The organism is Rhodococcus sp. A14 (assembly GCF_011603105.1).
Taxonomy (GTDB): Bacteria; Actinomycetota; Actinomycetes; order Mycobacteriales; family Mycobacteriaceae; genus Rhodococcus_F; species Rhodococcus_F opacus.
Window position 1 is genome coordinate 1 of the sequence record NZ_JAAOQS010000120.1, and the last position, 24,317, is coordinate 24,317.

Annotated in this window: 20 protein-coding genes and 4 pseudogenes; 12 read left to right on the forward strand and 12 right to left on the reverse strand. The window is 66.7% G+C overall.

What is annotated here, in order from left to right:
- Nucleotides 1-265: 265 nt before the first annotated feature.
- The 4 genes from G9373_RS37960 to G9373_RS48390 all read left to right on the forward strand — a co-directional run bounded on the left by G9373_RS37960 (nt 266) and on the right by G9373_RS48390 (nt 3,842).
- Nucleotides 266-565 carry a hypothetical protein gene (locus G9373_RS37960; RefSeq protein ID WP_166680683.1) on the forward strand — a complete coding sequence of 100 codons (300 nt, stop codon included), beginning with the start codon at nt 266-268 and terminating at the stop codon, nt 563-565.
- Between the two features lie 138 nt (nt 566-703).
- Nucleotides 704-928, forward strand: coding sequence for a hypothetical protein (locus tag G9373_RS37965; protein WP_166680684.1), 225 nt, complete (start codon nt 704-706; stop codon nt 926-928).
- A 1,416-nt stretch (nt 929-2,344) separates the two neighbouring features.
- A complete protein-coding gene (locus G9373_RS47910; RefSeq protein WP_259465535.1) occupies nt 2,345-2,467 on the forward strand; it encodes a hypothetical protein in 123 nt (40 codons plus the stop codon).
- Nucleotides 2,468-3,467: 1,000 nt separating this feature from the next.
- Nucleotides 3,468-3,842 carry a hypothetical protein gene (locus G9373_RS48390; protein ID WP_283294490.1) on the forward strand — a complete coding sequence of 125 codons (375 nt, stop codon included), beginning with the start codon at nt 3,468-3,470 and terminating at the stop codon, nt 3,840-3,842.
- Nucleotides 3,843-3,945: 103 nt separating this feature from the next.
- Here the strand turns inward: G9373_RS48390 and G9373_RS48395 are convergent.
- The 7 genes and pseudogenes from G9373_RS48395 to G9373_RS38010 all read right to left on the reverse strand — a co-directional run.
- A pseudogene (locus G9373_RS48395) lies at nt 3,946-4,209 on the reverse strand (phosphate transport system regulatory protein PhoU); the annotation flags it as partial.
- Nucleotides 4,209-4,480: pseudogene (locus tag G9373_RS37980) on the reverse strand (GlsB/YeaQ/YmgE family stress response membrane protein). The pseudogenes G9373_RS37980 and G9373_RS48395, both read right to left, overlap by 1 nt.
- Before the next feature lie 196 nt (nt 4,481-4,676).
- A complete protein-coding gene (locus G9373_RS37985; RefSeq protein WP_240960957.1) occupies nt 4,677-5,711 on the reverse strand; it encodes a YncE family protein in 1,035 nt (344 codons plus the stop codon).
- Between the two features lie 199 nt (nt 5,712-5,910).
- Nucleotides 5,911-6,705, reverse strand: coding sequence for a class I SAM-dependent methyltransferase (locus G9373_RS37990; protein ID WP_240960958.1), 795 nt, complete (start codon nt 6,703-6,705; stop codon nt 5,911-5,913).
- A gap of 148 nt (nt 6,706-6,853) precedes the next feature.
- The gene (locus G9373_RS37995; protein ID WP_120659073.1) at nt 6,854-7,258 is read right to left on the reverse strand and encodes a cupredoxin domain-containing protein; all 405 of its coding nucleotides are present in this window, start codon (nt 7,256-7,258) and stop codon (nt 6,854-6,856) included.
- A 387-nt stretch (nt 7,259-7,645) separates the two neighbouring features.
- A pseudogene (locus tag G9373_RS38000) lies at nt 7,646-8,060 on the reverse strand (DUF1232 domain-containing protein).
- 1,176 nt (nt 8,061-9,236) lie between these two features.
- On the reverse strand, nt 9,237-9,866 hold the full coding sequence (locus tag G9373_RS38010) for a hypothetical protein (RefSeq protein ID WP_346842900.1): 630 nt from the start codon (nt 9,864-9,866) through the stop codon (nt 9,237-9,239).
- 867 nt (nt 9,867-10,733) lie between these two features.
- Between G9373_RS38010 and G9373_RS38015 the strand changes: the two genes are divergently transcribed.
- The 7 genes from G9373_RS38015 to G9373_RS38045 all read left to right on the forward strand — a co-directional run bounded on the left by G9373_RS38015 (nt 10,734) and on the right by G9373_RS38045 (nt 17,283).
- Entirely contained in the window at nt 10,734-11,090 is a 357-nt protein-coding gene (locus G9373_RS38015; protein WP_133986696.1) for a hypothetical protein, read from the forward strand.
- 169 nt (nt 11,091-11,259) lie between these two features.
- Nucleotides 11,260-11,679, forward strand: a complete 420-nt coding sequence (locus G9373_RS38020) for an HNH endonuclease (protein WP_167120112.1) — start codon at nt 11,260-11,262, stop codon at nt 11,677-11,679.
- 438 nt (nt 11,680-12,117) lie between these two features.
- Nucleotides 12,118-13,308, forward strand: a complete 1,191-nt coding sequence (locus G9373_RS38025) for a Fic family protein (protein WP_167120115.1) — start codon at nt 12,118-12,120, stop codon at nt 13,306-13,308.
- A 949-nt stretch (nt 13,309-14,257) separates the two neighbouring features.
- The gene (locus G9373_RS38030) at nt 14,258-15,034 is read left to right on the forward strand and encodes a VOC family protein (protein ID WP_167120118.1); all 777 of its coding nucleotides are present in this window, start codon (nt 14,258-14,260) and stop codon (nt 15,032-15,034) included.
- A 447-nt stretch (nt 15,035-15,481) separates the two neighbouring features.
- Nucleotides 15,482-15,694 (forward strand): ribbon-helix-helix domain-containing protein, encoded by a 213-nt coding sequence (locus G9373_RS38035; RefSeq protein ID WP_037232310.1) that lies wholly within the window; start codon nt 15,482-15,484, stop codon nt 15,692-15,694.
- Nucleotides 15,691-16,047, forward strand: coding sequence for a type II toxin-antitoxin system PemK/MazF family toxin (locus tag G9373_RS38040; RefSeq protein ID WP_167120121.1), 357 nt, complete (start codon nt 15,691-15,693; stop codon nt 16,045-16,047). The genes G9373_RS38035 and G9373_RS38040 overlap by 4 nt, the downstream gene beginning before the upstream one ends.
- Before the next feature lie 1,041 nt (nt 16,048-17,088).
- On the forward strand, nt 17,089-17,283 hold the full coding sequence (locus G9373_RS38045; protein ID WP_061043271.1) for a hypothetical protein: 195 nt from the start codon (nt 17,089-17,091) through the stop codon (nt 17,281-17,283).
- A 710-nt stretch (nt 17,284-17,993) separates the two neighbouring features.
- Here G9373_RS38045 and G9373_RS38050 read toward each other — a convergent pair.
- From G9373_RS38050 to G9373_RS38060, 3 genes and pseudogenes are all read right to left on the reverse strand, one after another.
- Nucleotides 17,994-18,299 carry an XRE family transcriptional regulator gene (locus G9373_RS38050; protein WP_061043273.1) on the reverse strand — a complete coding sequence of 102 codons (306 nt, stop codon included), beginning with the start codon at nt 18,297-18,299 and terminating at the stop codon, nt 17,994-17,996.
- The gene (locus G9373_RS38055; protein WP_167120124.1) at nt 18,296-18,613 is read right to left on the reverse strand and encodes a type II toxin-antitoxin system RelE/ParE family toxin; all 318 of its coding nucleotides are present in this window, start codon (nt 18,611-18,613) and stop codon (nt 18,296-18,298) included. Before G9373_RS38055 ends, G9373_RS38050 begins: the two co-directional genes overlap by 4 nt.
- A 246-nt stretch (nt 18,614-18,859) precedes the next feature.
- A pseudogene (locus G9373_RS38060) lies at nt 18,860-19,240 on the reverse strand (AAA family ATPase); the annotation flags it as partial.
- A 497-nt stretch (nt 19,241-19,737) separates the two neighbouring features.
- On the opposite strand from G9373_RS38060, the gene G9373_RS38065 reads away from it, so the two are divergent.
- Nucleotides 19,738-20,445, forward strand: a complete 708-nt coding sequence (locus G9373_RS38065; RefSeq protein WP_061043275.1) for a hypothetical protein — start codon at nt 19,738-19,740, stop codon at nt 20,443-20,445.
- A gap of 730 nt (nt 20,446-21,175) precedes the next feature.
- Here G9373_RS38065 and G9373_RS47100 read toward each other — a convergent pair.
- Nucleotides 21,176-23,353 carry a hypothetical protein gene (locus G9373_RS47100; protein ID WP_240960959.1) on the reverse strand — a complete coding sequence of 726 codons (2,178 nt, stop codon included), beginning with the start codon at nt 23,351-23,353 and terminating at the stop codon, nt 21,176-21,178.
- A gap of 492 nt (nt 23,354-23,845) precedes the next feature.
- Nucleotides 23,846-24,317, reverse strand: a 472-nt coding sequence (locus G9373_RS38075) for a hypothetical protein (RefSeq protein ID WP_167120127.1), incomplete at its 5' end; no start/stop codon positions are given.

Consider the following 24,317-nt stretch of genomic DNA (forward strand, 5'->3'; position numbering starts at 1 on the left):
GTGTGGGGGGTGTTGCGCGTCGCCGCGCCCGGGGGGCAGGGCGATGCGGCGGTACGACCGGCGATGCGGCTCGTCGAGGTTCGGGTCGAAGATCGGCGGCGATGTCCTTGTTCGGATTCATCGGATTTCACCGTCGATCTTCGGTTGCGGTCAGGTCGAGGACGGCGGGCGGTGACGCGGCTGGTGCCGGGGGCCGGGCGGTCTGTCCGGGCCTGAGGCGACCGTGGCGCCACCACGTCGTTCCACGCCGCGATGAATACGGAAAATGCGGGGGTCGGTCGGAGTTGAGGTGTCGGGTGGTCTTGGTGGTGAGAAAGACGGTGAGCGTGACCATCACGGCGAGCGGTGTGAAGCCGAGAGGGGCGTGCACGATCATGGCGGTGACAACGAAGATCGTGACCGAGATCGCGGCACCATCCCGACGGCGGAGTACCGGATGCGAATCGGGAGGGTTCTGCCGGAGGTTCCGAGGTGGTGCGAGTCCACACGAGAGAGCAGATCGGTTGTTGTCGATCACGTGCTTATTCCCTTCGAGGATGTGTTCACAAGCGATGAGCACGCGTGAGACGTCGACGCCGATGAGGCTGGGCCCCGGGCCCGTTCATTGCGCTCTGGCTACCGGTGAGCACGAAGAAGGTGATCGCGGCGAGAGGTAGTCCGCCGACTGTCGGCACCTTCGAGAAGTTGCTCTGGGGGTTCCGGGGTGATCGCGCAGTCAACCAGCAGGAAGATCACGGGCGGACGCGTTGTCGCCGATCCGGTCCTCGAGGTTGTTGGTGTTCATCTCGGTTTCCTGAGCAGGAAGGTCACCACCGTTGTGGGTGTGGGTGAAGCGGGTGCGGCGTCGACGAGGGTGGACGTAACAGGCATGGGGTTCTCCTCGGGTGGTTCTGGCGAGGGCACCTCGAACGTGGTGCGGGCGACGTGAAGGAAAATCGCGCGCCGACTTCACCGGGGTATGTGGATAACGTCCTCTTCGGAGGCGCAGCGGTGGTCGTCGGCGCAGCGGGGGTGCGTGCTTTTCGGCCATCTGGTGACACACGGAGGAGTTGGGTGCGGGCATCGGTTGCGGTGGGCCGGGAGAGTGTCATGCGTAGACCCTGTGACGGGTCGTGTGTGGTGTGGTGTGCGTGTGATCCGCTCAGCCCGAGATCCGGGGTCCGCGGAGCAGCGCTGGCGGGGCGCCCTGGTGGGGTGGTGCGCGGAGGACCCGGCGGAGGAACGGTTGCGGCGTGGCCGTGACAACACGAAATTCAGCGCTGAAATGTGGTGTCTGACCGACCGTGTTCAGGGGCACGCGTGCAGGCGTCTTCGCGCCCCCCAAGGATGGGATCGAACAGGGCAGTGCTGCGGCACCGATCAGAGTGTGCTCTGCCGTGACATGAGAACGAGCGTCCGAATCGAGTGGTCGGATCCAGCAGTCGAATCGAGCGTCTGAAAAAGGGCGGGGGACACCCACCCCCTCCGGGGGTCACTCCCCCCGGCCCTTCGGGCCTAGGGGGGAGTGTACTACTAGAAATTGCGCCGCGCCAACATGTTTCGGAATGCCCATGTCACACGCCTGCGGTGATGCTGTGTCGACCGCGCAGTGGGACGCCGGTACAGCGTGCCCTTGCGTGGACTCGCCGCGCCGGCATCGGGGCCGCGTGGACCGCCACCACCGACCCTGCCCGTAGCGCTCGCAGATCGGCGTCTCACACGCGGCTCGGCCGGGTGTGAGACATGTCGCCGCAGTGGTCGGATCACCGTCGAAACGCCCGGCACTGGACCGCTCATTCGAGCGCTCTGCGACGGGGGTCCGCGACCGCTGTTCGGAGCGCTGCGGCGGGCGGGTTCCCATGGCCGCACCCACACCGCTGCGCCACCTGCGGCGAACACCGCCTCGAACCTCGCCGACACGGCGAACGAGTCCCCCCGAATGCCCCTACCTCGCGCAGGCTTGCGATGCGGCACACACCGGTCTCGGGGAGTGGCGCAGGGACCGCGGGATCCGGGTCGCCGAGATGCCCTCGGTGGAGCACCAACCGGCTCGGAGCTGCTCGTCGAACGCGCCGCTCGGAAGTTGTCCACATACCCCGCTGAACCCGGCGCGCGTTTTTTGCCACAGTGCTCCCGCATCACTGCCGTAGTGGTGTCTTCACCGAGCGAAAGGAGCCCGCGGTGAACGCACGTCGTGACACGGTCAAGGACTGGGTGGTTCAGCAGTACCGCGAGATCGTCGGCGACTGCGACACCGCACGCGCAGGCAAGCAGGTCGATTCGGACGCCCAACCCGACACGCGTCGGCCGCTTCACCCCCCACCTCACCGATCGCTGTCACTGGCGTACCTCGGGCGGCAACTGCGTGTCCGGTGCCGCGGCGGTATACGCGCCACGGCTGCTGCCGGCCGTCGACGGCAACGAGACCGCGACCGAGACCGACGTCCTCACCCAGCTGCACGGGTCCCAGTGGCCTCTGGTGCTGTAGCTGTCCCACTGTGCGCCGTCGACGTGTCCCGCTACCACGCGCACAAGTCGACTCGGATGCTCGAATCCGTGGTACGTCAGGGCGTCGTCGGTGACGTGATGAGATGTCCCGTCCTCGCCGTCGGCGGCCAGAGGGAAGGGGAAGGTTCGCTCGGACCGGTATGTCGTTCACGCGGATCCGATGCAACAGCTGCCCGGTGCCGTGCGCGTGATCGTGGTAGTGGTAGCCGCAGTCGTCGTGGTAGTCGCGGCGGCGCGGTCGCGCGGCCCGGTCATGGAGTAGCTCGATCAGGTCGCAGAACTCGTCGTCCGTCCAGCCGTGGGTGTGGGGTGCATGTCAGGGGCGGTGGATGCTGTCCGTAGCTCGGTGAGTTTGTGGACCAGGTCGCCTTCGAAGGCGCCGTCGACCTCGAGGCAGCCGCTCCTCGAGCACAAACGCGTAGTCGGGCTGGAAAGACTGCCGCTCGCGTGCGGTTCTCAATCATTGCCCGAGCTCCGGCGACGAAGACTTCATGGGGCCACTCCAGCGTATATTCCGGGTCGGTCGGGTCCATGAACACTCCATTCGCGATGTTCGGACCTAGTTTGACCGTTCCTTGTTCCCGTTCTGGGCGGGGACCGGTTGATGCCTTCGGGCGTCGGGTCCGGCGGTCGGCGCCTGGGGGTGTGGGTGCGGGGGATGACATTCCGGCCGCCCACGACCCTCGCGACGGTTTCGGATGCTGAGGCTATTGCGGCGTTGAACCGGTATTACGGTCGCCCGTACCTGGGCGAGGGTGCCTATGTCGGGGCACATTTCGATTCCTGGTCGAGCACCGATTCCTGGTCGAGCACCGGCGTCCGGGCGGGCAGGTGGATCGGTTCACCGCGGATGATCGGTCGCGGTGGGTGTTCCTGTCGGTGCGGGTCGCACCGAGGGCGGCGCGGGCGATCGATCCTGGACACGGAGGCGGAAGTGCTGAACGCGTTTCTGACGGCGGTGGGCCCGGATCGGGACCTGGGTGACGAACCAGGTCCCGCTCGCCGCTGGGTGGCCCGCCTGGGACCTGGAAACCGCGCTCCCCGGCCTGCGGGAGGTGGGCTGGACGAAAGGCGACAAGCTGATCGCCCGCAAACGCCCGCAAACGCCCGCATCGGCGGTCGGCTGGGCTGGTCCGCGGGGTGCGGGTGTCGGAATCGACCGGGACGTCTGCGGTAGGGGCGGGTCAGGGGGTCAGCTGTTCTCCGGTGACGAGGAATATCACCCGGGGCCCGACGACGACGGTGTGGTCGCCGAAGCGTTCGTAGAAGCGGCCGAGCAGGGTCACCTCGACCGCGGCCGGGATGTTGCCCGTCCAGCCCGGGTCTTGGATCAGCTCGACGAGTTGTCGGTGTAGCGCATCGAGTCCGTCGTCTCGTGGGCCGAGTTCGGCGGCGACGCACGCTTTCAGCGACGTGTTGCGCCAGGCCGCCCATTCGACTCGGATCGGCTACCAGATGGACACCGGTGATGACCTGGCGTAGATCCCGGGCGACCGGGGCCTGCAAACGCCAACAGCGCCAGCGCCTGGTCCTTGCATGGGCCACGCGAGCCTCGACCTGTTCGTTGAGGTCGAAGACCCGCTCGGCCAGGGGGAGGTCCGCGTGAACCACGGCATCGGTGGCGATCTCGATGGCCTCACCCGCGAGGTGGCTCATCGACGCCAACCGGTCGGTCAGCGCGTCGAGCCGGTCGTGAAACTGTGTCCCCCATCGCACAATCATCAGTGGTGTGCGCGTCGACCGGTGACTGCTTTGACCAGGAACAACAAGATCACCGCCCCGAGGAGGCAGGTCAGGAAGCTGAAGATCAGCCCTCTCCTTCGACGTCGACACCGAGCAGCTTCAGGAGGAATCGACCGAGTAGTCCGCCGGCGATGCCGCCGACGATGTTGAGGAGGATGCCTTGTTGGGCGTCGGTTCCCATGATTTTGCTGCCGATCCAGCCGGCGAGTCCACCGATGATGATCCAGCCGATGCTTCCCAGTCCGAGCATCGTGTGGTCCTTTCCTGGGTCGCCCGCGAGGTGGTCTTGGGTGCCGTGGCCGTCGTGCCGGGTTGTGACGGCTCTGTGGTGAGTGAGTATCCCGCGATGTCGCGGTGCCCGCCTGCGTCGTGATCACTTACCCGAGAGTGCCGCCACACTGCCCCTCGTTGTCCGCCAGACCTTCGGGTCCGGTGGTGGTGTGGAGTCAGGGGCTGGGTGCCTGCTCGAGCAGGGCTGGGTGGCCGTCGGTCCCGGCGCGATCCGGGTAGTAGGTGTGGCCGATGCTCGGGTCGACCACGACATGGGCGCCGTCGGCGAGGTGCCCGGACCCGACATCGGTGAGATGCCTGTCGCGTTGGTCGTACACGCTGACGATGCCGTTCTCGGCGGCGACGTAAAGGCGTTGCTCGCCTTGGTTGTAGGCGAGGACATCTGGTTGTTCACCGACCGCCGTCGTGCCGGCGGTCTGCCAGATCGCCAGGTCGATGGTGAGCAGGGTGGCGTTGTCCGCGCAGGCAACGAACGCGAGCCGCGCTGATGGGCCGAAGCCGAAGCCGAGGCCGAGGCAGCCAGGCGTCGGAAGCCTGCGGGCGACGTCCAGTGTTTCGGGGGCGATGGCGGCGAGATCGCCCTTCCCTTGCACGGCGACCAGTATCTGGTTGGCGACCGGGGCGTAGGCGATGTTGCCGACGTCGCCGCCGAGGTCGACGGTGCCGCGCACCTGTGCGGTGGTGGCGTCGACCACCGGTTCGGATCCGCCGGATTCGTTGGTGGTCCACACCGTCCCGCGTTTCGGGTGGTAGGCGATCCCGTCCGGATAGTTCCCGGTGGGGGCCTGCCCGATCACGGCGGCGGTGTCCTCGTCGAGGATGACCAGGCGGTTGTCTGCGGTGGCGGTGACGTAGACCCGGCGCCGCTCGGGGACGACGAGGACGCCGTGCCTGGGACAGGTTCGGGATCGTTCGGACGACCTGCCGGGTGCGGATGTCGACTTCGATGACCTCGCTGGCGCCGAGGTGGGCAATGAACAGCAGTCCCCGCTCGGGGCGAGACTGGCGTAGTCGAAGCATGAATTGTTCTCGGGGAGGTCGATTTCCGCGACCGGGTGCAATGGCAGCGGGCTACTGCCGGGCGATGATGACTCGGAGGAACATGCGCCGACCAGGATCCACGCCATAACGAGTGCGGGCAGCAGCCGGGCTGGTCCCGGGCTGCGCCGGGCATCGGTGCGGGTGTCCATCCGGCTCCTGTCTGTTTCGGGTGGTCAGGTTCCGGGGCGCCGACGTCGGACCGCTGTTCGTGGAGGTGCTGGTGTTCGCGCAGCCGGCCACCGCGAGGACCAGCGTCGTGGCCATGAGCAGGGAACGGCAGGGTGTCACCTGCCGAATCCGATACATCCGTGCACCCTCGTCACATCCGTGCACCCTCGTCCGAACCGGTCACCCGTGCCGGCGGCCGGTGACGAACTGGGAGATGCCGCGCAGCTGCTGGTCGACGTCGATCAGCCCAGCGGCGGCGAGGAAGGCCGGGACCGTGGTGCGGTCGAAGACCCGTACCCCGCACAGCGTTGCGCCCAGCTCGAGTCCCTTCCGCGCAAGGAAGGATTCGCGACCGTAGCTGGTCATCACCGCGATCCGCCCACCCGGCGCCAACACCCGCACCATCTCGTGGAGCACGGCACACGGCTCCGCCACGAGGTACAGCGCCGCGAAGCAGCACACGGCGTCGAACGTCCGGTCGTCGAAGGGAAGCTCGAGCGCGTCGGCGTGAAGGTAGACCGCGCGCGGGCGGGGGTTGTCGTGGACTGCGCGTTCGAGCATCGGCAGTGAGGTGTCCAATCCGATGACGAATCCGTCGCCGGCGAGCCTGTCGGCGAAGAAACCGGTGAAGTTTCCCGGACCGCACGCCACGTCGAGCACTCGTTGCTCACCGTCGAGATGCAGGGCCGCGGCGGCTCGTGCGCGCTCGTCAACCACGGAGAGTCCGTGCAGGCTCAGCGCCGCGACGACGATCGGCCGCCACAGCCGCTCGTAGACGGCGGCAACCCTGTTGTTGGTCATCGCGCGCTGCGCGAGCGTGCGCCGTGTCGGTGGACTCGATTCCAGCAGGTCGATATAGCCGGTGTCCGAGTAGCCCGACGAGCGCAGCGCGTCCTCACGGATCAGCCCGCGGACCAGCGCCGTCGACCACATCCCGTCGGATTCCGGGGCCGCCCCGGATTGTTGTGCGGTCATAACCTTTTCACGAAACCGGACCCTCGATGGTTCACCGAATTTTCCGGGTAGCCCGTCCCACCTGCGGGAACCGTCCCCGACCGCCGCCGTCGCCGACGAGCAGAAGGCGCACGCCGGCCGCGCAGAACCCGGATCGGCGATGACCTCGTCACCCGACGGTCAAGTCGCCGTGCATGTTCGGATGATACGTGCAATGGAACGGGTAGGTACCGGGTGCCGACGGCACCGTCAATGTCGCGGTCTCGCCGCCCTCGATCTCGACGTCGAACGCGCCGCCGGCGTCTGCGGTCACCGTGTGTTCGGCCGTGTCGCTGTTGCGTATGGTGACCTGCGCGCCGGGTGCCACCGTGGCGGGCACCGTGTACGCGAATCCCGAGATGACGATCTCGTTCGCTCCCGCCGCCACCGCCCCTTCGGAGGACGGCATCGTCGTCGTGTCGGTGATCGTCGGGGTGGGTGCGTAGTCGACGGTGCTGCCGCCGTCATCGCTGCAGGCGGTGAGCGCACACGCCGCGACGACGGCAGACGCCAGCAGAGCTGCGGAGAGCTTCATACCCGATACCACGAATCATCGACCCATTCCGTTCACCGAACACATGAGAGAAATTTCGCCCGCCCGGTGAACCTGCCGGACTGTCGTTCGTGGGTGTATCCAGAGGGTGACCGGACATTGCCCCGACCGACCACGACACGGGGTCGCATGAGCGCCAACCAATCCCGAGATGAACAGCGACTGGTCGGGTCGTTCGTACAGTGCTGATCGCCTGGCAGCGTTCACCCGGGTGGGCGCAGCCGTGGAGCTGGCATCGCTGCGTCACTCGAACGAATTCGACCAGTTCATCCCCTGGTTCGTCCTCGCCCTTGCGGCGGTCGGCATCGTCGTGCTGACTGTGCGCCGAAGCCCGCCGACGGCGCTGATCGCTCACCCCGACCGTGTGGTTCACGCCGATGGGATTCCGGCCAGGCTCCGTACCGCCGTCAGCCCGTCAGACGTTCCAGACCAATGCTTTTCGATCCTCACCGGTCCAGCTCGACGGGTCACCGACCGCAACGCGATCGCGACGATCACCGCGTCGTCCGCGTAGCCGAGGATCGGAAATGAACTCGGGCACCAGGTCGATCGGCCGCAGCAGGTATCCGAGCAACAGCACCATGACGAACTCGCACCCCACGCGGCAGATCGGGGTCCGCGGCCAACCGCCTGATCAGACGAACCGCATCGGGAAGCAACCGCAACGCGTCCCGGATCCCCAGCTCATCCGGCTTACCAACCCACAACACCACCAATAGAACCAGCCACATCAGCAACAGACCACTGATAACGGCGACGGGATGGACCACCAAGCATCGAGCACGCTCTCAGCCCTTCCCGCGTGACGACCGAAGCCGCGTCGGCAACCCCTTCCTGATCTACCCGAGTCATCGCCTGAGCAGAGGGACAACGGTGCGATGGAGATGTGGATCCGCAGCTCGATGTCCGTTCCGGGCACTTCGATCATCACCAGCTTCCTCGGCTCGGTTCGATTCGGTAGCAACTAGGGCACAACAACTTTCGGCTTTGCAGGCCTCTCTTCGGCCAGCCCGGAGACAACACCGGTTTGAGGGGAGCGTTCAGCCGTATCCCGCCGTCTGCGTACCACCCGCGCGCAGCGTCGGGAGTGGATACATCGACCGCGGGAAGTAAGGCCGGAATTGCGGCGGATGCAAGGACGTGCTCGGCGGTGATCCGCACATCGAGGTAGTCGATCGGTCGGGCGGTATCCGAGGGCGGTAGCGGGCTGCTCGGTTCCCGTCGACGAAGACCACCGTCCGGTTGTTCGCGGCCGAGGTCGTCACAGCGTCGCATTGATCGCTCCGGCGCTGGTTCGGATGAACAGGCCCGGTGCGAGGCCGGCACCTCATAGGAATGGCACGACGACCGATAGAACACCTGCCTCGTATGCCCCGTGTACCCCCGCGCAGGCCACCACCACAGCGATCCGAGACGAGTCGGGGCCATGTCCTCTATCGGGACTGTGCGGTGCGCGCGGTGCCATGACCGTCCCCTTTCATGGCACTCTCGGGCGCGGCAGGCGCCCGAACGGCGGCACTGCCAGACATGTCGCCGGCACGGGACATGCGTTTCCGGCCAGGCTCATTCCTGCAATGCCCGCCTGGTCAGTAATGGCCGCTGGGGCGACGGTTAACCTGCCGCCCCACCTCGACCGCGCGGCAAGTGGGCATGGTTCGGGCCGGGCCGGCACCACTACCGTGGACCGAGAACCGTGTGGTCTGGGCGCAGCCCTCGCTCAAACCCGCGGGCGCCCATGAAAAATTCCAGCGGAGGCCGTGTGTGCCGACCGTTACGCCGGGCTCTGGGACGCTCGGCCGGATCGAGGTTCGTGAAGGGTTGACCAGTCAGTCATCCCCGCCCGTTCTCAGCGCTTGCGTCGATCCCGTACTGCTGTCGATTGCATAGTTATGCGGTGGCTCGACTCATCTCTCATTCGAGAGTTTCTGTGACACGAATGCACCCGGGACAGCCCCGATATTCACCGCGGATCGTCGGGAACCGCCCACAGACCCGAGCCGGTCCGTCGGCCGGTGCCGGGGATCAGTCCCCGCAGCCGGGCGGCGTCTTCGCTCAGTGCCTTCTGCAAGTGGGGGCGTACGTCCTCGGCGACACCTCGTGGGAGTGTGCAGCCTTGTTGCACGAGGTCGGCGGTGTTCTCGATGAGCCGCACCGCTCGCACGACGAGCGGCTCCGGCACAAAGACTGTGGGAAGGTCGCCGGCGTGTTCTCTGGTCAGGACGCCGAGGGTGGAGATCATCGACAACGCTGTCGTCGGCTCGTCGGGACCGGTGTTGGCGCTGGTGAGGGCGGCGACCTCGACGAGGGCGGCGATTGTCGCACCGAGGGCGGACAGGGGCATGGCGATGGTGCGGGGCAGTGTCAGCAGGTCGGCGCCGGGTGCCTCATCTTTGATGCTCAGGGCCAGTTCACGGGCGAGCGTGCGCAGTGCGTGACGATCGAAGTACTGACGGGCGGTGCGTTCGGTGATGTGCATCCGCTCTGCCACGGCAGCGACTCGGTCGGTGAGCAGGTCCTCGAGTCGGTCGGCGGGGACGGTCAGACCGATCCGTGCCAGCTCCTCACCGAGGGCGGACGCCGTCGTACTCACCCATGATGATGGTCGTGGCATCGGGGCCTCCTGATCAGAGCGTTCCACCACATCTGGTCTGTCTACCAGTTCGCCCATGGTGCGGCGGCGGCAGGCGACGGGAATGAACGTCACGTCGGACCGGATTGCGGGTTCGGTGACGCGTGCTGGATCGGACGTTGACAGTTTCCGGGGTGCGCTCGCTGTCGGATCGGAAACTTCCACAGTGGTGTGACAATTTAGTGCAACAATGTGGGAAGGGGTGGGCATGACCGTCATCGACACCAGAAGCGCTCTTGCCGCCAACTCTGCCCGTGAACATCTCCTGCGCCTCGACCGGCTGCGGCTGATCGGCAAGGCGCACAGCGAAGCTCCGGGTTGACGGGGGAGAGGATGCTGCCGGTGACGTCGGCGAGTGTGATGACGATCCATGTCACCACAGCACCATCGGGCGCACGTGCCGCGCCGGCGGACGGGCTAAGGAAACGTCGGCGACGCCCCACGCTGTCGGTGTCCCTCGAAGGCCGCGGTCAGGGAGGGAACACCCCACCATTCCACCGTCGAACATCTCTATGGTGTCGCCGCAGGTTGCGGAGCCGAATCTGCCATTCGCGCTGAACGCGGTGCGCGTGCGCGACAAGCTCTTCTGGTTGTGCGGGTGTCAGCGCATCGGGAGCGGCCAACAACGACTCGGCCACCGCGACCCCGGGAGGCGATGGGTTGAGCTGTCGTCGGCGTTGTCGTCAGACCTGTCGTCGCCCCGACCGCTTGCCCTCGTCGAGGTCTAGGTCTTCTGTGATGACAGGATGTGTCGGACCACTCGGTCATAGTCGGTGACAGCAAAAGAACGCGCGCCACGCGAGCAGAGCTACAGACACGTGAGGACAGATGGCTCAGAGTAAGTTGTCGTCATTGCCCGATACCGGCGATCGTCAGGCCTGGCTGGTGATGACGAAATCGGCGTACCGCCGCCTCGGAGGGGGAAGCAAGTACGACGACAACCCCGCCAGCCACTACAGCTGGGACAGCACCGTCCCGAACCACCTGAACGTCCGTGCCGGTGACATCATCCTGCTGTGGAACGAACGTGAGTCCCTCGGTGTCTCCGTGATCGAGAAGATCGACGAGGGCACCGATACAAAACGTCGCGGGCGCTGCGTCAGCAAGGACTGCAGGAGCACCAATTACGAGCCGAGGAAGACGCTCCGTCCGATCTACCGCTGCTATGAGTGCCGGAAGGTATGATCCTGCCTTCGCGGACGTCGAGGTCATTACCTACCGATCAACGCACGCACAAGCTTGGGTCGACCTGGAGGGTGTGTTCAGCGACAAGGAACTGCGCGCTCTCTGTGTGAAACCGCGATCGCAGAACAGCTTCCGTCCTCTCCGTTGGGATGCCGTACGGGCGGCCGCGATGGACAAGGTTGGTGTCGAGATCTTCGGCCCCCTCGACGCCACTACACGACAGATGCGGGACGGCCACACGACCCGACCCACCAGGGTGCGGCTGGGTCAGAGGGAATTCCGACAGAACCTGTTGACCAAGTACAACGCGCGGTGCGCCTTCACCGGCGATCTACCTGAGGTGGTGCTCGACGCCTGCCACCTATACAGCTACGCCAAGGTGGGCAGACATCATGAGCATGGCGGGATTTTGCTCCGTCGGGACCTTCACACACTGTTCGACCGCGGCATCATCGCGGTCACGGAAGACGCCACTGTCGATGTAGCTCCCGCTTACCACCAGTTCCCCGTGTACCAGGAACTTCACGGCAAGCAACTCACGTGCGCGTGGATGTCATCCGCTGGGGTATCTGGGCCGCCCTCTCCCTAGGCGGGCGACAGTCACCGACAAGTTCACTCGACACGGCCGAGGCGATGCGTCAGGGGTATCTACTTGGAAGTTAAGTCCCGCAGAAGGTTTGGAAGGGCGTGTCGAATCATTGCGAGAGAGAGGTGGTGTGGTCAGACCATTCGTCGCGGCGGTCGAACGCCATCAGCTTTTCGAACGGAGCGGCAGTCCGGGCAGGTTGTTTCGGTCGCGGCGAAGTCCGGTTCCCGGCATGGTTCGGGGACATGGTGTGGGGTCGGGTTCGGCGGCGACGGTGTCACCCGACCGGGCGGTGGTCTGCAGGGTGGAGAAAATCAGGAGCCGACCTGCGGGGTGTTCTGCCACCCTTTGTACACCCACCACACCGTTGACTACGTTTAAGGTAGCAAAAGTACGCTAACATCTCTGTTGTCTACGTTTGCACCGAACCAGGGAGGGCTTGTGATCTGGCCGGAGCACCGCATCGAGACCCGGGACTGGAACCCGCGTCATCGGCAGGGTTCGCGCGCGGACCGCACCCTGCAGACCGTCGACGTGTCGATCCCGCCGATGATCGGCTCCCTCGACTGCGATCTGGTCGGTGTTGTGGCCCGCGCGCACGAGGAGGCGGTCATCGCAGTGGCCCGCCTCGAGGCGGGCTTCGGTGAGCACCTGGCGCCGCTGTCGGACTTTCTGCTGCGCAGCGAGTCGGTGGCGTCGTCGAAGATCGAGCATATCGACGCGGGCTGGCGGGCGTTCGGCAAGGCACTGGCCGGTGGCAAGGCCAGCGCGGAGGCGAAGTCTCAGCTCGCCGCCGTCAAGGCCCTCATCGCGATGGTCGACGCGGCCGGCGCCGGCCCGATTACCGATGTCACCCTGCTCGGTGCGCACCGGTTGTTGATGGCACCGGACTACTACACCGCCCGCGACTCCGGCCAGTTCCGCGACGTGCAGAACTGGATCGGCGGCAGCGACTACACCCCGATCGACGCGCTGTTCGTGCCCCCGCCACCGGAACTGGTTGACGAGCTGCTGGCGGACCTGCTGGAGTTCGCGAACCGCACCGACCTGCCGATCCTCGCGCAGGCTGCGATCGCGCACGCCCAGTTCGAGTCCATTCACCCGTTCACCGACGGCAACGGACGCATCGGCCGCGCCCTGATCAGCGCGATCCTGCGCCGCCGCGGCCTCACATATCGGGTCACCGTGCCGTTGGCGTCGGTGATGCTCGCCGACACCCGCCGCTACTTCGACCGCCTGACCCGCTACCGAGCGGGCGATGCCGAGGGTTTCGTCGAGTACGTCGCCCGTGCGGCGATCGTCTCCAGCGAGGCCGCGCAGGACTCCGCCCGCGCCCTGGCCGAACTCCCCGGCCATTGGCGCGACATCGCCCGGCCGCGCAGCAACTCCGCCGACGAGAAGATCATCGACGCCCTCCTCGGCACCCCGATCTTCAGCGCCGACACCGCCCAGCGGATCACCGGCACCACCGACGCCAGCACCTACCGCGCGCTCGGCCGACTTACTGCGGCCGGGGTGCTCGAGGTGCTGTCCGAGAGCAAGCGCAACCAGATCTGGGCCGCCACCGCCGTACTCGCCGAACTCGACGCGCTGAGCACCACCATCGGCAAACGCACCACCGAGCATCTGTAGCCGCCCGCAGGGCCGCCGTTCTGCGCCTCGGCACCCGTCCGGGCGACGGGTGCTGGGTTAGGGCCCTGGCGGAGGTGCTGGCCGATCCGGATCATCGTTCGTGGCTGTCGACGCCTGAGCAGCGCCGGCGGTGAGGGCGTGATGCGTTGCTCCTACTGGGTCGGGATCCGACAGCGAGAGCTCCGCAGCAGCAACGAAATACACGGTAGCGCAGAACCTGCCACTGTCGGCTGCGACTCTGCCGGGTCATGGACGTGGCGGCGATGGCAAGCCCCACCGAGGGCGGCGCAGGTGATCCTGGACACGAAAGATATAGGCAGGACACGAAAGGCGGAGGCGCTGAACGCCCGTCGTTGGTGCCACTGCAGCATGAACGCGTTCGGTGGTGTCGAGGTTGAGCGCGGCGTCCGCTGGGTTCGGGTGAGGATCAATGAAATTCTGCGGTACCTGATGGTGCCGACCCGGCCGGGTGATGACAACCGGCGGCCGTGTTGCTGGGACCGTGCCGGGTACTCGTCGGCGTACGGTGCTCAGGCGCCGTCGTCGTTAGGCGCCGTCGTCGACCTGGTGGCCGGGTGGGCGGCCTGGTACGTGTTCGAGCCAGTGTGCGAAGTCGTCGGCGAGGTAGTACCGGCCTGCGTCCTCGCGCAGTCGAGGCGTGGCCGGGAGCGAGGCGATTCAGGCGAGCAGTAGGCGGCCGCGGACCGGTGTGGCGGGACCGTGGCCGAGCAGCGATCTGCGATCTGGCTTCGAGTCCGTCCCAGCGGTCGCGAATGGGCCGGCGGCGGTCATGAGCGCAGTGTGCCATTCAGTGGTGTGCTCTTGGAAACGTCCGAACGGGAGGTGCCGTCGGTTCGCGGAGCGCGACAGCGAATCCCGTCGCTCTGCCGTCGAATGTCGGTGCCGCGGGATAGCGTCGAGTCGGTATCCGCCCGACGGAGGAGCAGCGATGAGCGCGGTCACGACGAATCAACCCCTCGGCACCCCCACCTGGATCGACCTGGGCATCCCGGATCTCGACCGGGCGATGGCCTTCTACGGGTCGGTCTTCGGTTGGGAGTTCGACGTCGGTCCCGAGGAGTACGGGCGCTACACGATGTGTCTGCTCGGCGGCAAGAAGGTCGCCGCGCTGATGCCGAATCCCGACGAGAACGCCACCGAGTTCTGGTGGAACGTCTACCTGGCGACCGACGATCTCGATGCGACGGTCGCTCGGTCCGCCGCCGCGGGTGGCACGCTGCTGATGGAGCCGATGGACATCGCCGACCAGGGTCGGATGGCGATGGTGCGGGATCCGTCCGGTGCGCAGTTCGGCCTGTGGCAGGGGCGGGCGCACGTCGGCTGTGAGCTCGTGAACGAGCCGAACGCGTTGTTGCGCAACGACTTGGTGACCCCGAATCCCGGCCCGGCGCGGGAGTTCTACGCGGCGGTGTTCGACTTCACGCTGGACGGGAACGACGACCTGCCCGGCGTGGACTTCACCTTTCTGCGCAGACCGGACGGGCACGAGATCGGCGGCATCGTGGGCGACCCGTCCGCCTCGGCGTCCTGCTGGGGCACGCTCTTCCAGGTCGTCGACACCGACGCGGCCGTCGCCGCCGCGCGGGCGAACGGGGGCACCGCGGACGATCCGACGGACATGCCGTATGGGCGGACCGCGGATGTCGCCGATCCGTTCGGTGCGAAGTTCACGGTGGGTTCCCCGCTGCCGGGTGTACAGGGGTAGACGCTCCCGTCGGGTTACCCGCCCACAGCTGGTGCGTGCGGGGTGGCGCCGAGGGTGATCGCCGGCCGCCAGCCGGGGTGCTCGGACGAGGCGGCAGCGCTGCTCGACGGCGGCCCGATCAGCCCGGTCGTGCGATGAACGCCCTGATCGAGATGCCCGCTCTGCCCCTGTCACGACCAACCACCGATGCCCTGTCGAGGTGGTGACGGACCCCGAGCAGGGGCCTGCCGGCACACGCGCGTCAGCGGCCGGACGGCCGTTCACGAGAAATTCTCACTCGTGGGGCGATTGTCTGGGCGTGGGATCGGCGTCCTTGCGGTGAGTTTTCGCTGCACGAGGACTGGTTGGCCATCATCGGAGCATCCGCGCATCGTGGTGGGCCGCCTGGGATGCCGGCGGTTGGTTTCCGGCTTTTCCTGCCTTTTCATACTGGAGTATGATTGCAGTATGACGACGAGGTTCACGATCAGTTTGCCCGACGAGGACGCTCGCGTCCTCGACGCGTACGTTCGCGACCACGGTCTGGGTGGCCGGTCGGCGGGGATTCGAGCCGCGGTTCGGATGCTCGGGGAGGTGGGTCTCGAGCGCGATTACGCGGCGGCTTTTGTCGAGGGTGGTGTCGACGACGACTGGGACGTCACTTCGGCAGATGGCGAATGATCCGCCGGGGTCAGGTGCACTGGGTTGATCTTGATCCGGCGCAGGGCAGTGAAGCGGCCAAGCGTCGACCCGCTGTTGTGGTGAGTAATGATCGCGCCAATGCGACCGCGGAGCGGCTCGGTCAGGGGGTGGTCACTGTGGTGCCGTTGACGAGTAACACGGCACATGTGTTCGCGTTTCAGGTTCTCGTCGAACCTGACGAATCGGGTATGCCGCGTGAGTCGAAGGCTCGAGCGGAACAGGTTCGTTCGGTGTCGGTGCGTCGTCTCGACGGTGACCCGGTCGGGAAGCTTTCGACGAGAACGCTTGCTGCGCTCGAGGAAGCTTTGCGGCTGCATCTCGATCTTCTCTGAGTCGCGTCCCTGCGGTCGGTCTGACGGGTTCATCAGGTGGGGCACCCGTCGCACTTTCGCGGCGGCCGTTCCGATCCCGCCGCGCGGCCCTGCCCACGGTGAACTCGGAGAAATCCGCGAGAGGCGCACCGCTCTCAACACTTTTCTCTTCTCGCGGGCCCCGGTCTGGGAGGGGACCGTGACAACCCGTCAAGGACCGACGTCGGTGACCGCGTTGGCGATGAGCGGCCTTCCCGCGGGTGCAGACCGCCAGCATCGATGCTGTGGTGTGCCCGGGCAGCGTGATCGCAGTCGCGGTTCTCCTAGCTCACGATGAATGTCGCAGCGCTGCGCCGTGCGCCTGCTTCGCGGCGCGCACCGAGATCCGGTCGGGAGCGACGTGCTTCGGAGCCGCCGTGAGCCAGGATGTGCCGTCCCCGTTCGCCAGGAGCAGTTGCGCATCCCGTCGTCCCAGGCCGATTGCGGCGTCGATGAAGGCGCCGTCGAAGAGCAGGTAGCTGAGGAGGACTGATCCTGCGCCTTTCCTCTCACATGACGGTGCTCGCGGAGTCGCTGGGTACGTCGTGACGAGGGCGGGCAGTCGTGAAGGTGGAGAGGTAGTCGTCCGTGATCCTGACGGGCCGACCGAGGTGCCGGGTCCCGATAACGGTGAGCCTGTGGAAGTTGCCGAGAGCTGCATCGATGCCGGTGCGGGCTGGGACTGGGACGACTGGAAGGAACACCGGGGCGACATGCTCGCCGGTGCCTCTCCGGCAGCCCGTGAGCCGATGCTCACATTGCTCGACGGTCCGCCGGCGGGGTCTATGTCCAGGACGAAGCCCCACCGGACCAAGCCTGGACGTAGGAGGTCGCCGCGAACCCTGCCACCGTGGTCGTGTTCGTCGGGGTCCGAGGCTATTGACGGAAGTGCCAGGTCCAAGCGATGATTTGGGTATCCCACCTGCGGTGGGGTGAGGGCCTGTCCCTCTGTTGGAGATCACTCATTGGGCAGCACCACAACGGTCGCTGTCGTCGCGTGTCCGCCAACAGAAAGGGGTTCACATGGCCCAACCCGAAATTCTCGTCTCGATCGCCTTGGTGATTGCCGCCTGCTTCGTCTTCTTCGTGACGGCCTGCCTGGTCACCGCCGTCCTCATCGTTATCCTCACCGGCAGCACCGCCGGTCTCCGCGACTTTGCGAAGGTGATCGTCGCCCTCGGCCGGGTGATCCGGTTCTGGTTCCGGTTCGGCAACTGACCCGCGCGAGGCTTCACACGCGAGGACAGTCCCCGGCCTCGGGCCGGGGACTGTCCGCATTCGAATTTTCGCCTATCCGTGTTGCCGCGTAGCCGTTCCGGGTTCTCATGTGCGTCGGATGGTCACGGGCGTCATCGTCGACTGCGTTCGCGGCGAGCCGATGGAGATGTCATCCGGGTGGATCACCTGGTGGACATGCGGGCCGGCGATCTCGTGCAGGTCATGTCCCAGCAGGGTGGCGAACGTCGGATTGACGTCGAGCAGGCGCTACTGGTCGGCGTGAGCATCGGAATAGGACTGCGCGCCAACAGGAACCGGTATCTTTCACCGTTCAGCGCGCCGTCGTCCGCCGGGGCCGGTGTGCCGGATGTTCGGGCTCCGCATTTGTCGGTGGCTGGTTCAGCCCGCGCGGCGACGGCGGGGCAGGTTCGCCATCAGGGTGTCCCATTCGCCGAACCGGTCCGGTTCCCGGTCGCGCTGGTGCGGGGGCGGTCCCAGCGAGGACGTCATGGCGGCGGCAGGCGATGCATGTCCGGGTCGACGCGCCCAAGGGGGGCCGGCGAGCGGCCGGGCGCCATCGCTATCAGCTGATCGGTGACGCCCGGTGACGGGAGGGAGTCGCCCCGCAGATGATGCTCGAGGTCGATTTTTCGGCGGCCGCGGGCGTGTCCGAGCCTCACGGACCGAGTGGTCCTGGCGGCGTGCCGTGGTCAGTGGCCGGTGAGGGTGCGGTCGGTGTCGATGTGGACGTCGAGGTGGACGCCGACCTTGCTGCCGAGGTTGACCAGGGCGTCGAGGGAGAACTTGCTCAGTTTGCCGCGGTGCAGGTCCGAGATCCGCGGTTGGGTGACGCCGAGGTTGTCGGCGGCCACGGCCTGGGACCAGCCGAAACGGTCGATCTGTGCGCGTATCGCGGTCATCAGGTCGGCGCGCAACTGCCGGTTGTAGGCCTCGCCGGGGGTGTCACTGATCGCCTCCCACACGGAGGTGGTTTCGGTGATGTCTTTGTCGGTCATGATCTCTCCTGTGCGTACGCCTGGGCTGCCTTGTAGCGGCGTCGGCCGAGGTCGATGTCTGCTTTCGAGGTCTTCTGTGTCTTTTTGTGGAAGCAGTGCAGCACGTAGATCGCCTCGCCGAACTGGGCGACGTAGAACGTTCGGAAGGCGCCGTCCGGAGTGCGGACCCGGATCTCGCGGCATCCGGGCCCGAGATCCTTCATCGGTTTCCAGTCGTCCGGATCGAGCCCCTGTTGGGCCCGGCCGAGTTGGTAGCCGAGATCGTCCTGTGCGGCGGCGGGCAGATCGCGCAGGTCGTCGAGTGCGCTACCCACCTATCGGATCGGTTTCTCGTCACCTCGGTTCACCTCCCCAGGTTATATCAGTACGAATATATGCTGTTGTGTGAGGTGGAGGCCCGAAGGTGTTGCGCGTCGTTGAAGGTGACGGCGTCATTGAGGTTGACGACGATGCGGTGCGAGAACGCCCCGCTCGGGGGTGGTGAGCGGGGCCGTGGTGGGCGTGGTGACGGGGTGGTCGTCAGGTTGACGCGGTGGTGGTCGGGTTGATGGGGGTCGGGTTCAGTCCGCGGCGATCTCGCCGCCGATGGCGTGGTCGGCGGCGAAGGCGGCGGTAAGCGCGTGCAATGCGAGGTCGTTCACCGCGCGCGGGTGTCCGCGTGAGGCGCCCACGGATGAGCCCGATCGCGTCGTCGGAGAACAGGGTCTCGTCGCGGCCGGCGATGCGACAGTGGTGGCGGATGTAGTCGGCGGTGTCGGCTGCGCTCATCCCGGCGATCGTGTAGCGCACGGCGATGCGCTGGTCCAGCGCGGCGAGCACACCGAGGCGGAGGCGGTGCCGCAGGGTAGGTTGGCCGACCAGCACGACCGCGAACGGGGACCCGGAGAGTCCCGCTCGTGGTTGGTGAGCAGGCGGATCGCTTCGAGCTGGTGGTTTCCGATGCGTTGCTGCTTCTGGTTCATGAACTGAAATCGAGATCTCTTCCGCAGCAAAGTAATACACGACAGCAGCATCTGTGTCGACTGCCGCTCGATCGGGCACGGACGTGGCCTCGATCGCAGAGATCGTCGGTGCGGCGCGGGCGATCCTGGTCACGACGAGGCGGAGGCGCGCTGAACGCCGTCCTGGCGGGCGGTGGGCCCCGGCACGCCCACAGGGCCGTGTTCCGGCTCCCAGGCACGCCCCCAGCGGCGAGCCCGGCCGGTTCCTGATCCGGCCCCGATCCGGTCATGATCAGGACTCCGGGAGCAGGCAGAACCTGGACCGGGAACCGGCACGGCAGTATCAGCGGCATGATGGAGATGCTGCCGTGGCCTGCGTGCGTGATGCGGGGGTGTGGTCCTGCTGCTCGTGGGGTGCAGTGATCGCTCGATCAGCGGCACGAGCGGATAGGTGCAGACGCGGGAGCTTCCCGATCGGTGGAGCAGAATGGGGTGCCATGGACGATGTGGAGTTGGTCGAGCAGGTGCGGCGGCGGTGGGAGCAGGGTGTCCCGCCGAAGGTGATCGCGCGTGCTCTGGGCGTGCGGCCGTCGGTGGTGGCGCCGTTGGTGCGCCGAATCGCTGCCGAGGCGCAGGCGTCCCGAGGATTGGGGCGGGTGCTGGGGTGCTGGGTCAATTGCGGCTGGAGTGTCGGGCTGGGCCTCGAGGGTCATCCGGAGTGGGCGGAACTGGATGCTCCCGCCGGTGAGGTCGAAGGCTTCGCGCAGGTGTTGGTGGCACGAGAGGGGCGGCGTGGTCGGGCGACGCTGCGGGGCTACCTGGCCGACGTGCACTGCCTGGGGGTGAAGAACACCCGTGACCCCGAAACCATGGATGCGGGCAGGATCCCCACCGCCGTCCGCAGGTACTACGCGGCGTTCGACCGTCCTGCGGTGGAGATTCCGATCGAACTCGGCCGTGAACTGATCCTGGGGGCGGCGGCGTATGCGCGTGGGCTCGGTTTCGAGCCCGCGGATACGTTCGATGGTGATGCCGCCGCGTTCCTGGGTGAGTGGGACGGGTCGGGTCGGATCGAGTTCGGGAGGGACGGTCAGCCGTTCTACCTCAACGGGCCCTACGACAATCCGGCTGCTGTCATTGCGACCCTCGAGCGGTCCGTGGGTGCGGGGAACTTCCACGTCTCGGTGGCCGCGGGACCGATGTGATTGTCGCGGACAAACCCGACGTCGAGGGGCACGCCCGACTCCATGGGCGGTGAGCCGAGCAACAGCACACACCGGCACGCGTACGGGAAGCGCCGCGACCAGCCGGACACCACAGACGGACCGGCATCGGTGTTCGATGGGATCGTGGTGGGCGAGCGGGTCGATGTTCGCCTGTCGGCTTCACCGCAGGTGGCGCCCCGTACGGGTGTTTCGAGGGCGAGTCGGACGACGACGCATTCGACGGTGTCGCCGCCGATCCGTTCGGCTGGCTCCGGCACCCGGCCCCGGGGCCGGTGGGCCCATCCTGTCCGGCCCGCTCGACTCGACCCCGGGGCCGGTGGGCCCATCCTGTCCGGCCCGCTCGACTCGACCCCGGGCGGTCATACATGTGCGCTCTCGACGCCGGCACCCACATGTCGAGTGTGGCGGTGCCGAACGTGCATGCCGAGACCGGATTTCGGTTGTGCTGGCGTGTCTCTCGGACCTGTCTCCGGATCCAAACCGGCCGCGAATACCCGCACGGTAACCGGCTACTACAGGGCAGTCGGCCCACCGCGTTTCGAGCTGATCGTCAAAGGAATGCCGACGAACGGCCAGGACAGTCGGCGGAGGTTGCTTCGATCACCGCACTGGCCGAGCATGCCGATCTGCCAGAGACAGTGCGGAATCTCAGAACGGTGGCGGATCCGCCACGTCACCGCCAAACGTTCTCCCAGAGGTGCGCGATCGGCTATCGCTGTACGGCGCGCTGCGTCACACGGATGCCCTCGCCGGCGAGGAACTCACGGGCACGACCCAGTTGGCGGTCGGCGGCGAAGATGTACCACTGATCGGCGAGGCTCTCCCGGTGGACCAGGTCGCGGAACCGGCCGAACGCGCCCCTGCCCTCGATCGCCCGCTCCAGCCGCTCCCGCAGCGCCGCATCATGGCACCGCCCGGCGAAGGCCGCCATGTCACGCCAACCGTCCCGCGAGCCGGTGCGGTCGAACCGGAGCCACCGGTCGGGTTCGGCCTCCACGTCGACGGCGGCGTCCTCCCCAACCATCGCCGGGTCGGTGCTGCTGTCGTCGTACACCTCCCCGGTGCGCAGGTCGACGTAGCCACCGGTCGACATGCCCGGATCCCCCTCCAGCTCGCTACCGAGCATCTCGAGGTCGACCGGCACCACCCGTCCCGTCAGCGGCTCGCCGCGCAGGCACGCGAGCAGATCCTCGGCCAGCACCCCGTCACCCGTGCCGCCGCGCCACGTCAGCCGGTTGATGACCGACACCGCCACCGGCTCGGCCTGCTCCCGTCGCTGCTGCAGTGCCATCGGCATGCCGGCCCCCACCTGTTGCAGCGCATCGTCGACGTCACGCCCGCGCACCGCGGCGAGAAAGCGGACGGCATCTGCTGTCGCGATAGCGGCGCGCAGCTCGGACACCTCGAGCGCGGGCACCTGCTCCCGTGCGGGCCACGCGTGCAGCAGCATCGGATGCGGCTGGGGTGGTCTGCGCGGCGCCCGGCCTTCCCCGTCGTCGCCATTCCACCGGCGCCCGTACTGATCCGGAATGCTGCCCCAGCCCCAGTACGGCAGGGGGTTGCCGGGGGCGATGCCCAATACCTGGATAGGGTCGACCTTCTCCCTCCCGACCACACAGCGGTGCGTCCAGTCATCGCCCAGGTCGAAGGTGAACTGGAACTCCACACCCAGCCCCAGCAGCCGGGCGACCTTCGCCGACTCGATGTCCACCGGCTCGGTGATCGGCCCACCGACCGACTCCACCATCTCGGCGCCGGTCTCGGTGTCGGTGACCACTCGTCCATCGGCAAGGGTGAACATCGACAGATGAGAGCGGTCCCACCGGGCGAAGCCGTCGTTGATCGCATTCGCAAGGTCCATGAAGGTATGCGACGGTCCGACCGCGAAGACGCGGCCGGGCCACGGCCACAATTCCTCGCCGCGCCCGCCGAGCAGCTCCACCGTCACCGACAACCACGTTCGTGCCATTATCCGAGGATGGCATGCGGGCCGCGGCGCCGCCCGGCCGCAGCCGCAAACACAGACCACACCGCCGTGCCACGTGTGTCTGTGACCCATCGGCGTGGCCCACGGTCGGGCGTGTTGGGCGGCGAAAGGAGTGGATGTCTTGCTCTGCCGAACTCGGCGCCGATTTGAGAATCGCGGCGACCACGCGGCCGCTGCCGCTCGACCGTCGCCGGCCGCGCGGTAGGTCTGGGTCAGTGCCAGGAGTTCCACCAGAGGACTATGGGCACCAGCGAAGGGTTGCCACACCATCGAGCTGTCTCCCAAGCCGTACGGCGGGATCGGAATCACGTCATCACCTCCTGGTCGTGATCGGGGCTGGTGTCGGGGTGATCGGTCGATGGTTACTCCCATCGGGTGGCGTTCCATGCGTCCGTGCAGAGGAAGAGCCTGTTCTGCTTCTTTTGGTGATTTCGGTGAGGATGTTTTCGTCGACGAGTTTTTTTTGATGGCGGTGTTGGTGGCTTGGAAGGTTTTCCCGGTGAGGGTGGCTGCGGTGTTGACGTCGATCACGGGGTAGCCGATGAGCCATTCGGCGATTTCGATGGCTGAGCCGCGCAGGCCTTGTTCGCGGAGTCCGAGGATCATGGTGTCGCGGATTTTCATCAGTCGCTGGATGCGTTCGAGGCCTTCTTTGGCTTGTTCGGCCACGGCGGTGGAGAAGAACTCGATCCATGGGTTGTAGTCGCCGGTGATGGTGGTGTTGAGGAGGCCGTCTTGGTATTCGTCGCGTCGGGCTTCGAGCCAGGGTGCGATGTTGAGGATCGGCCATCGCAGTTCGCCGGCTTTCATCGGTTGGAGGAGTGCGATCAGGCGGCCCAGTCGGCCGTTGCCGTCGCCGTAGGGGTGCAGGGTAGATTTCTTGAACCTATCCCGCTGCACTCGCGAAAGCTTGAATGAACGGAACCCTCGTTCAAGCAAAACGCCTATTGCTTGAATCGCACCGGCGCACGTTGTAGCCGGCACCCGACCCGCGGGGTGCGGGCCGTCTTCGTTGTGATCCCGTTGTGACCTGATGTGATGGCATGTCCCCGGTCACCCGCCCGGACAGGTCGAGGAGCAGGACGGTGGCGCCTGGACCCTCGCCTGGGGTGCCCCGGGTCGTGAGGGGCGCCGAACGTAGTTGTGATGTGGGGTGCCGGCGAGCACCAGCGTGCCCGGTGTCGAGCATGTCTTGAAAGTTGTTGTATTTCAATATATTTTGCTAATAGGTTGGTGAACAGTGCTTTCCGCTGAGGATGCACAACCGATCGCCGTCCCGCCGTTGTGGTGGATCTTGTGGATCTGAACGCCTTTGACGGGAAGGTGCCGAGGATCGGTTGCACACTGGTCTCCTGCGATTGGGGAGGAATGCACTCGGGACTGCCACGGTGGTCATGGTGGATCGTCGGGGACCGCCCACAGGACCGAGCCGGTCCGTCGGCCGGTGTCGGGGATCAGTGTCCGTAGCCGGGCGGCGTCGTCGCGCAGTGCCTTCTGCAGGTGGGGTCGGACGTCCTCGGCGACGTCTGGTGGGAGTGAGCAGCCTTGGTGTACGAGGTCGGCGGTGTTCTCGATGAGCCGCGCCGCTCGCATGAGGAGCGGTTCCGGCACCCGGACGGTGGGGAGGTCGCCGTCGTGGTCTCGGGTCAGGACGCCGAGAGTGGAGATCAGTGCCATCGCTGGTGTCGGCTCGTGGGGATCGCCGCCCTCGCCGGCGCCGGCGAGGGCGGCGACTTCGATGAGGGCGGCGATTGTCGCACCGAGGGTGGGCAGGGGCATGGCGATGGTGCGGGGCAGGGTCAGCAGGTCGGCGCCGGGTGCCTCGTCCTTGATGCTCAGGGCCAGTTCACGGGCGAGGGTGCGC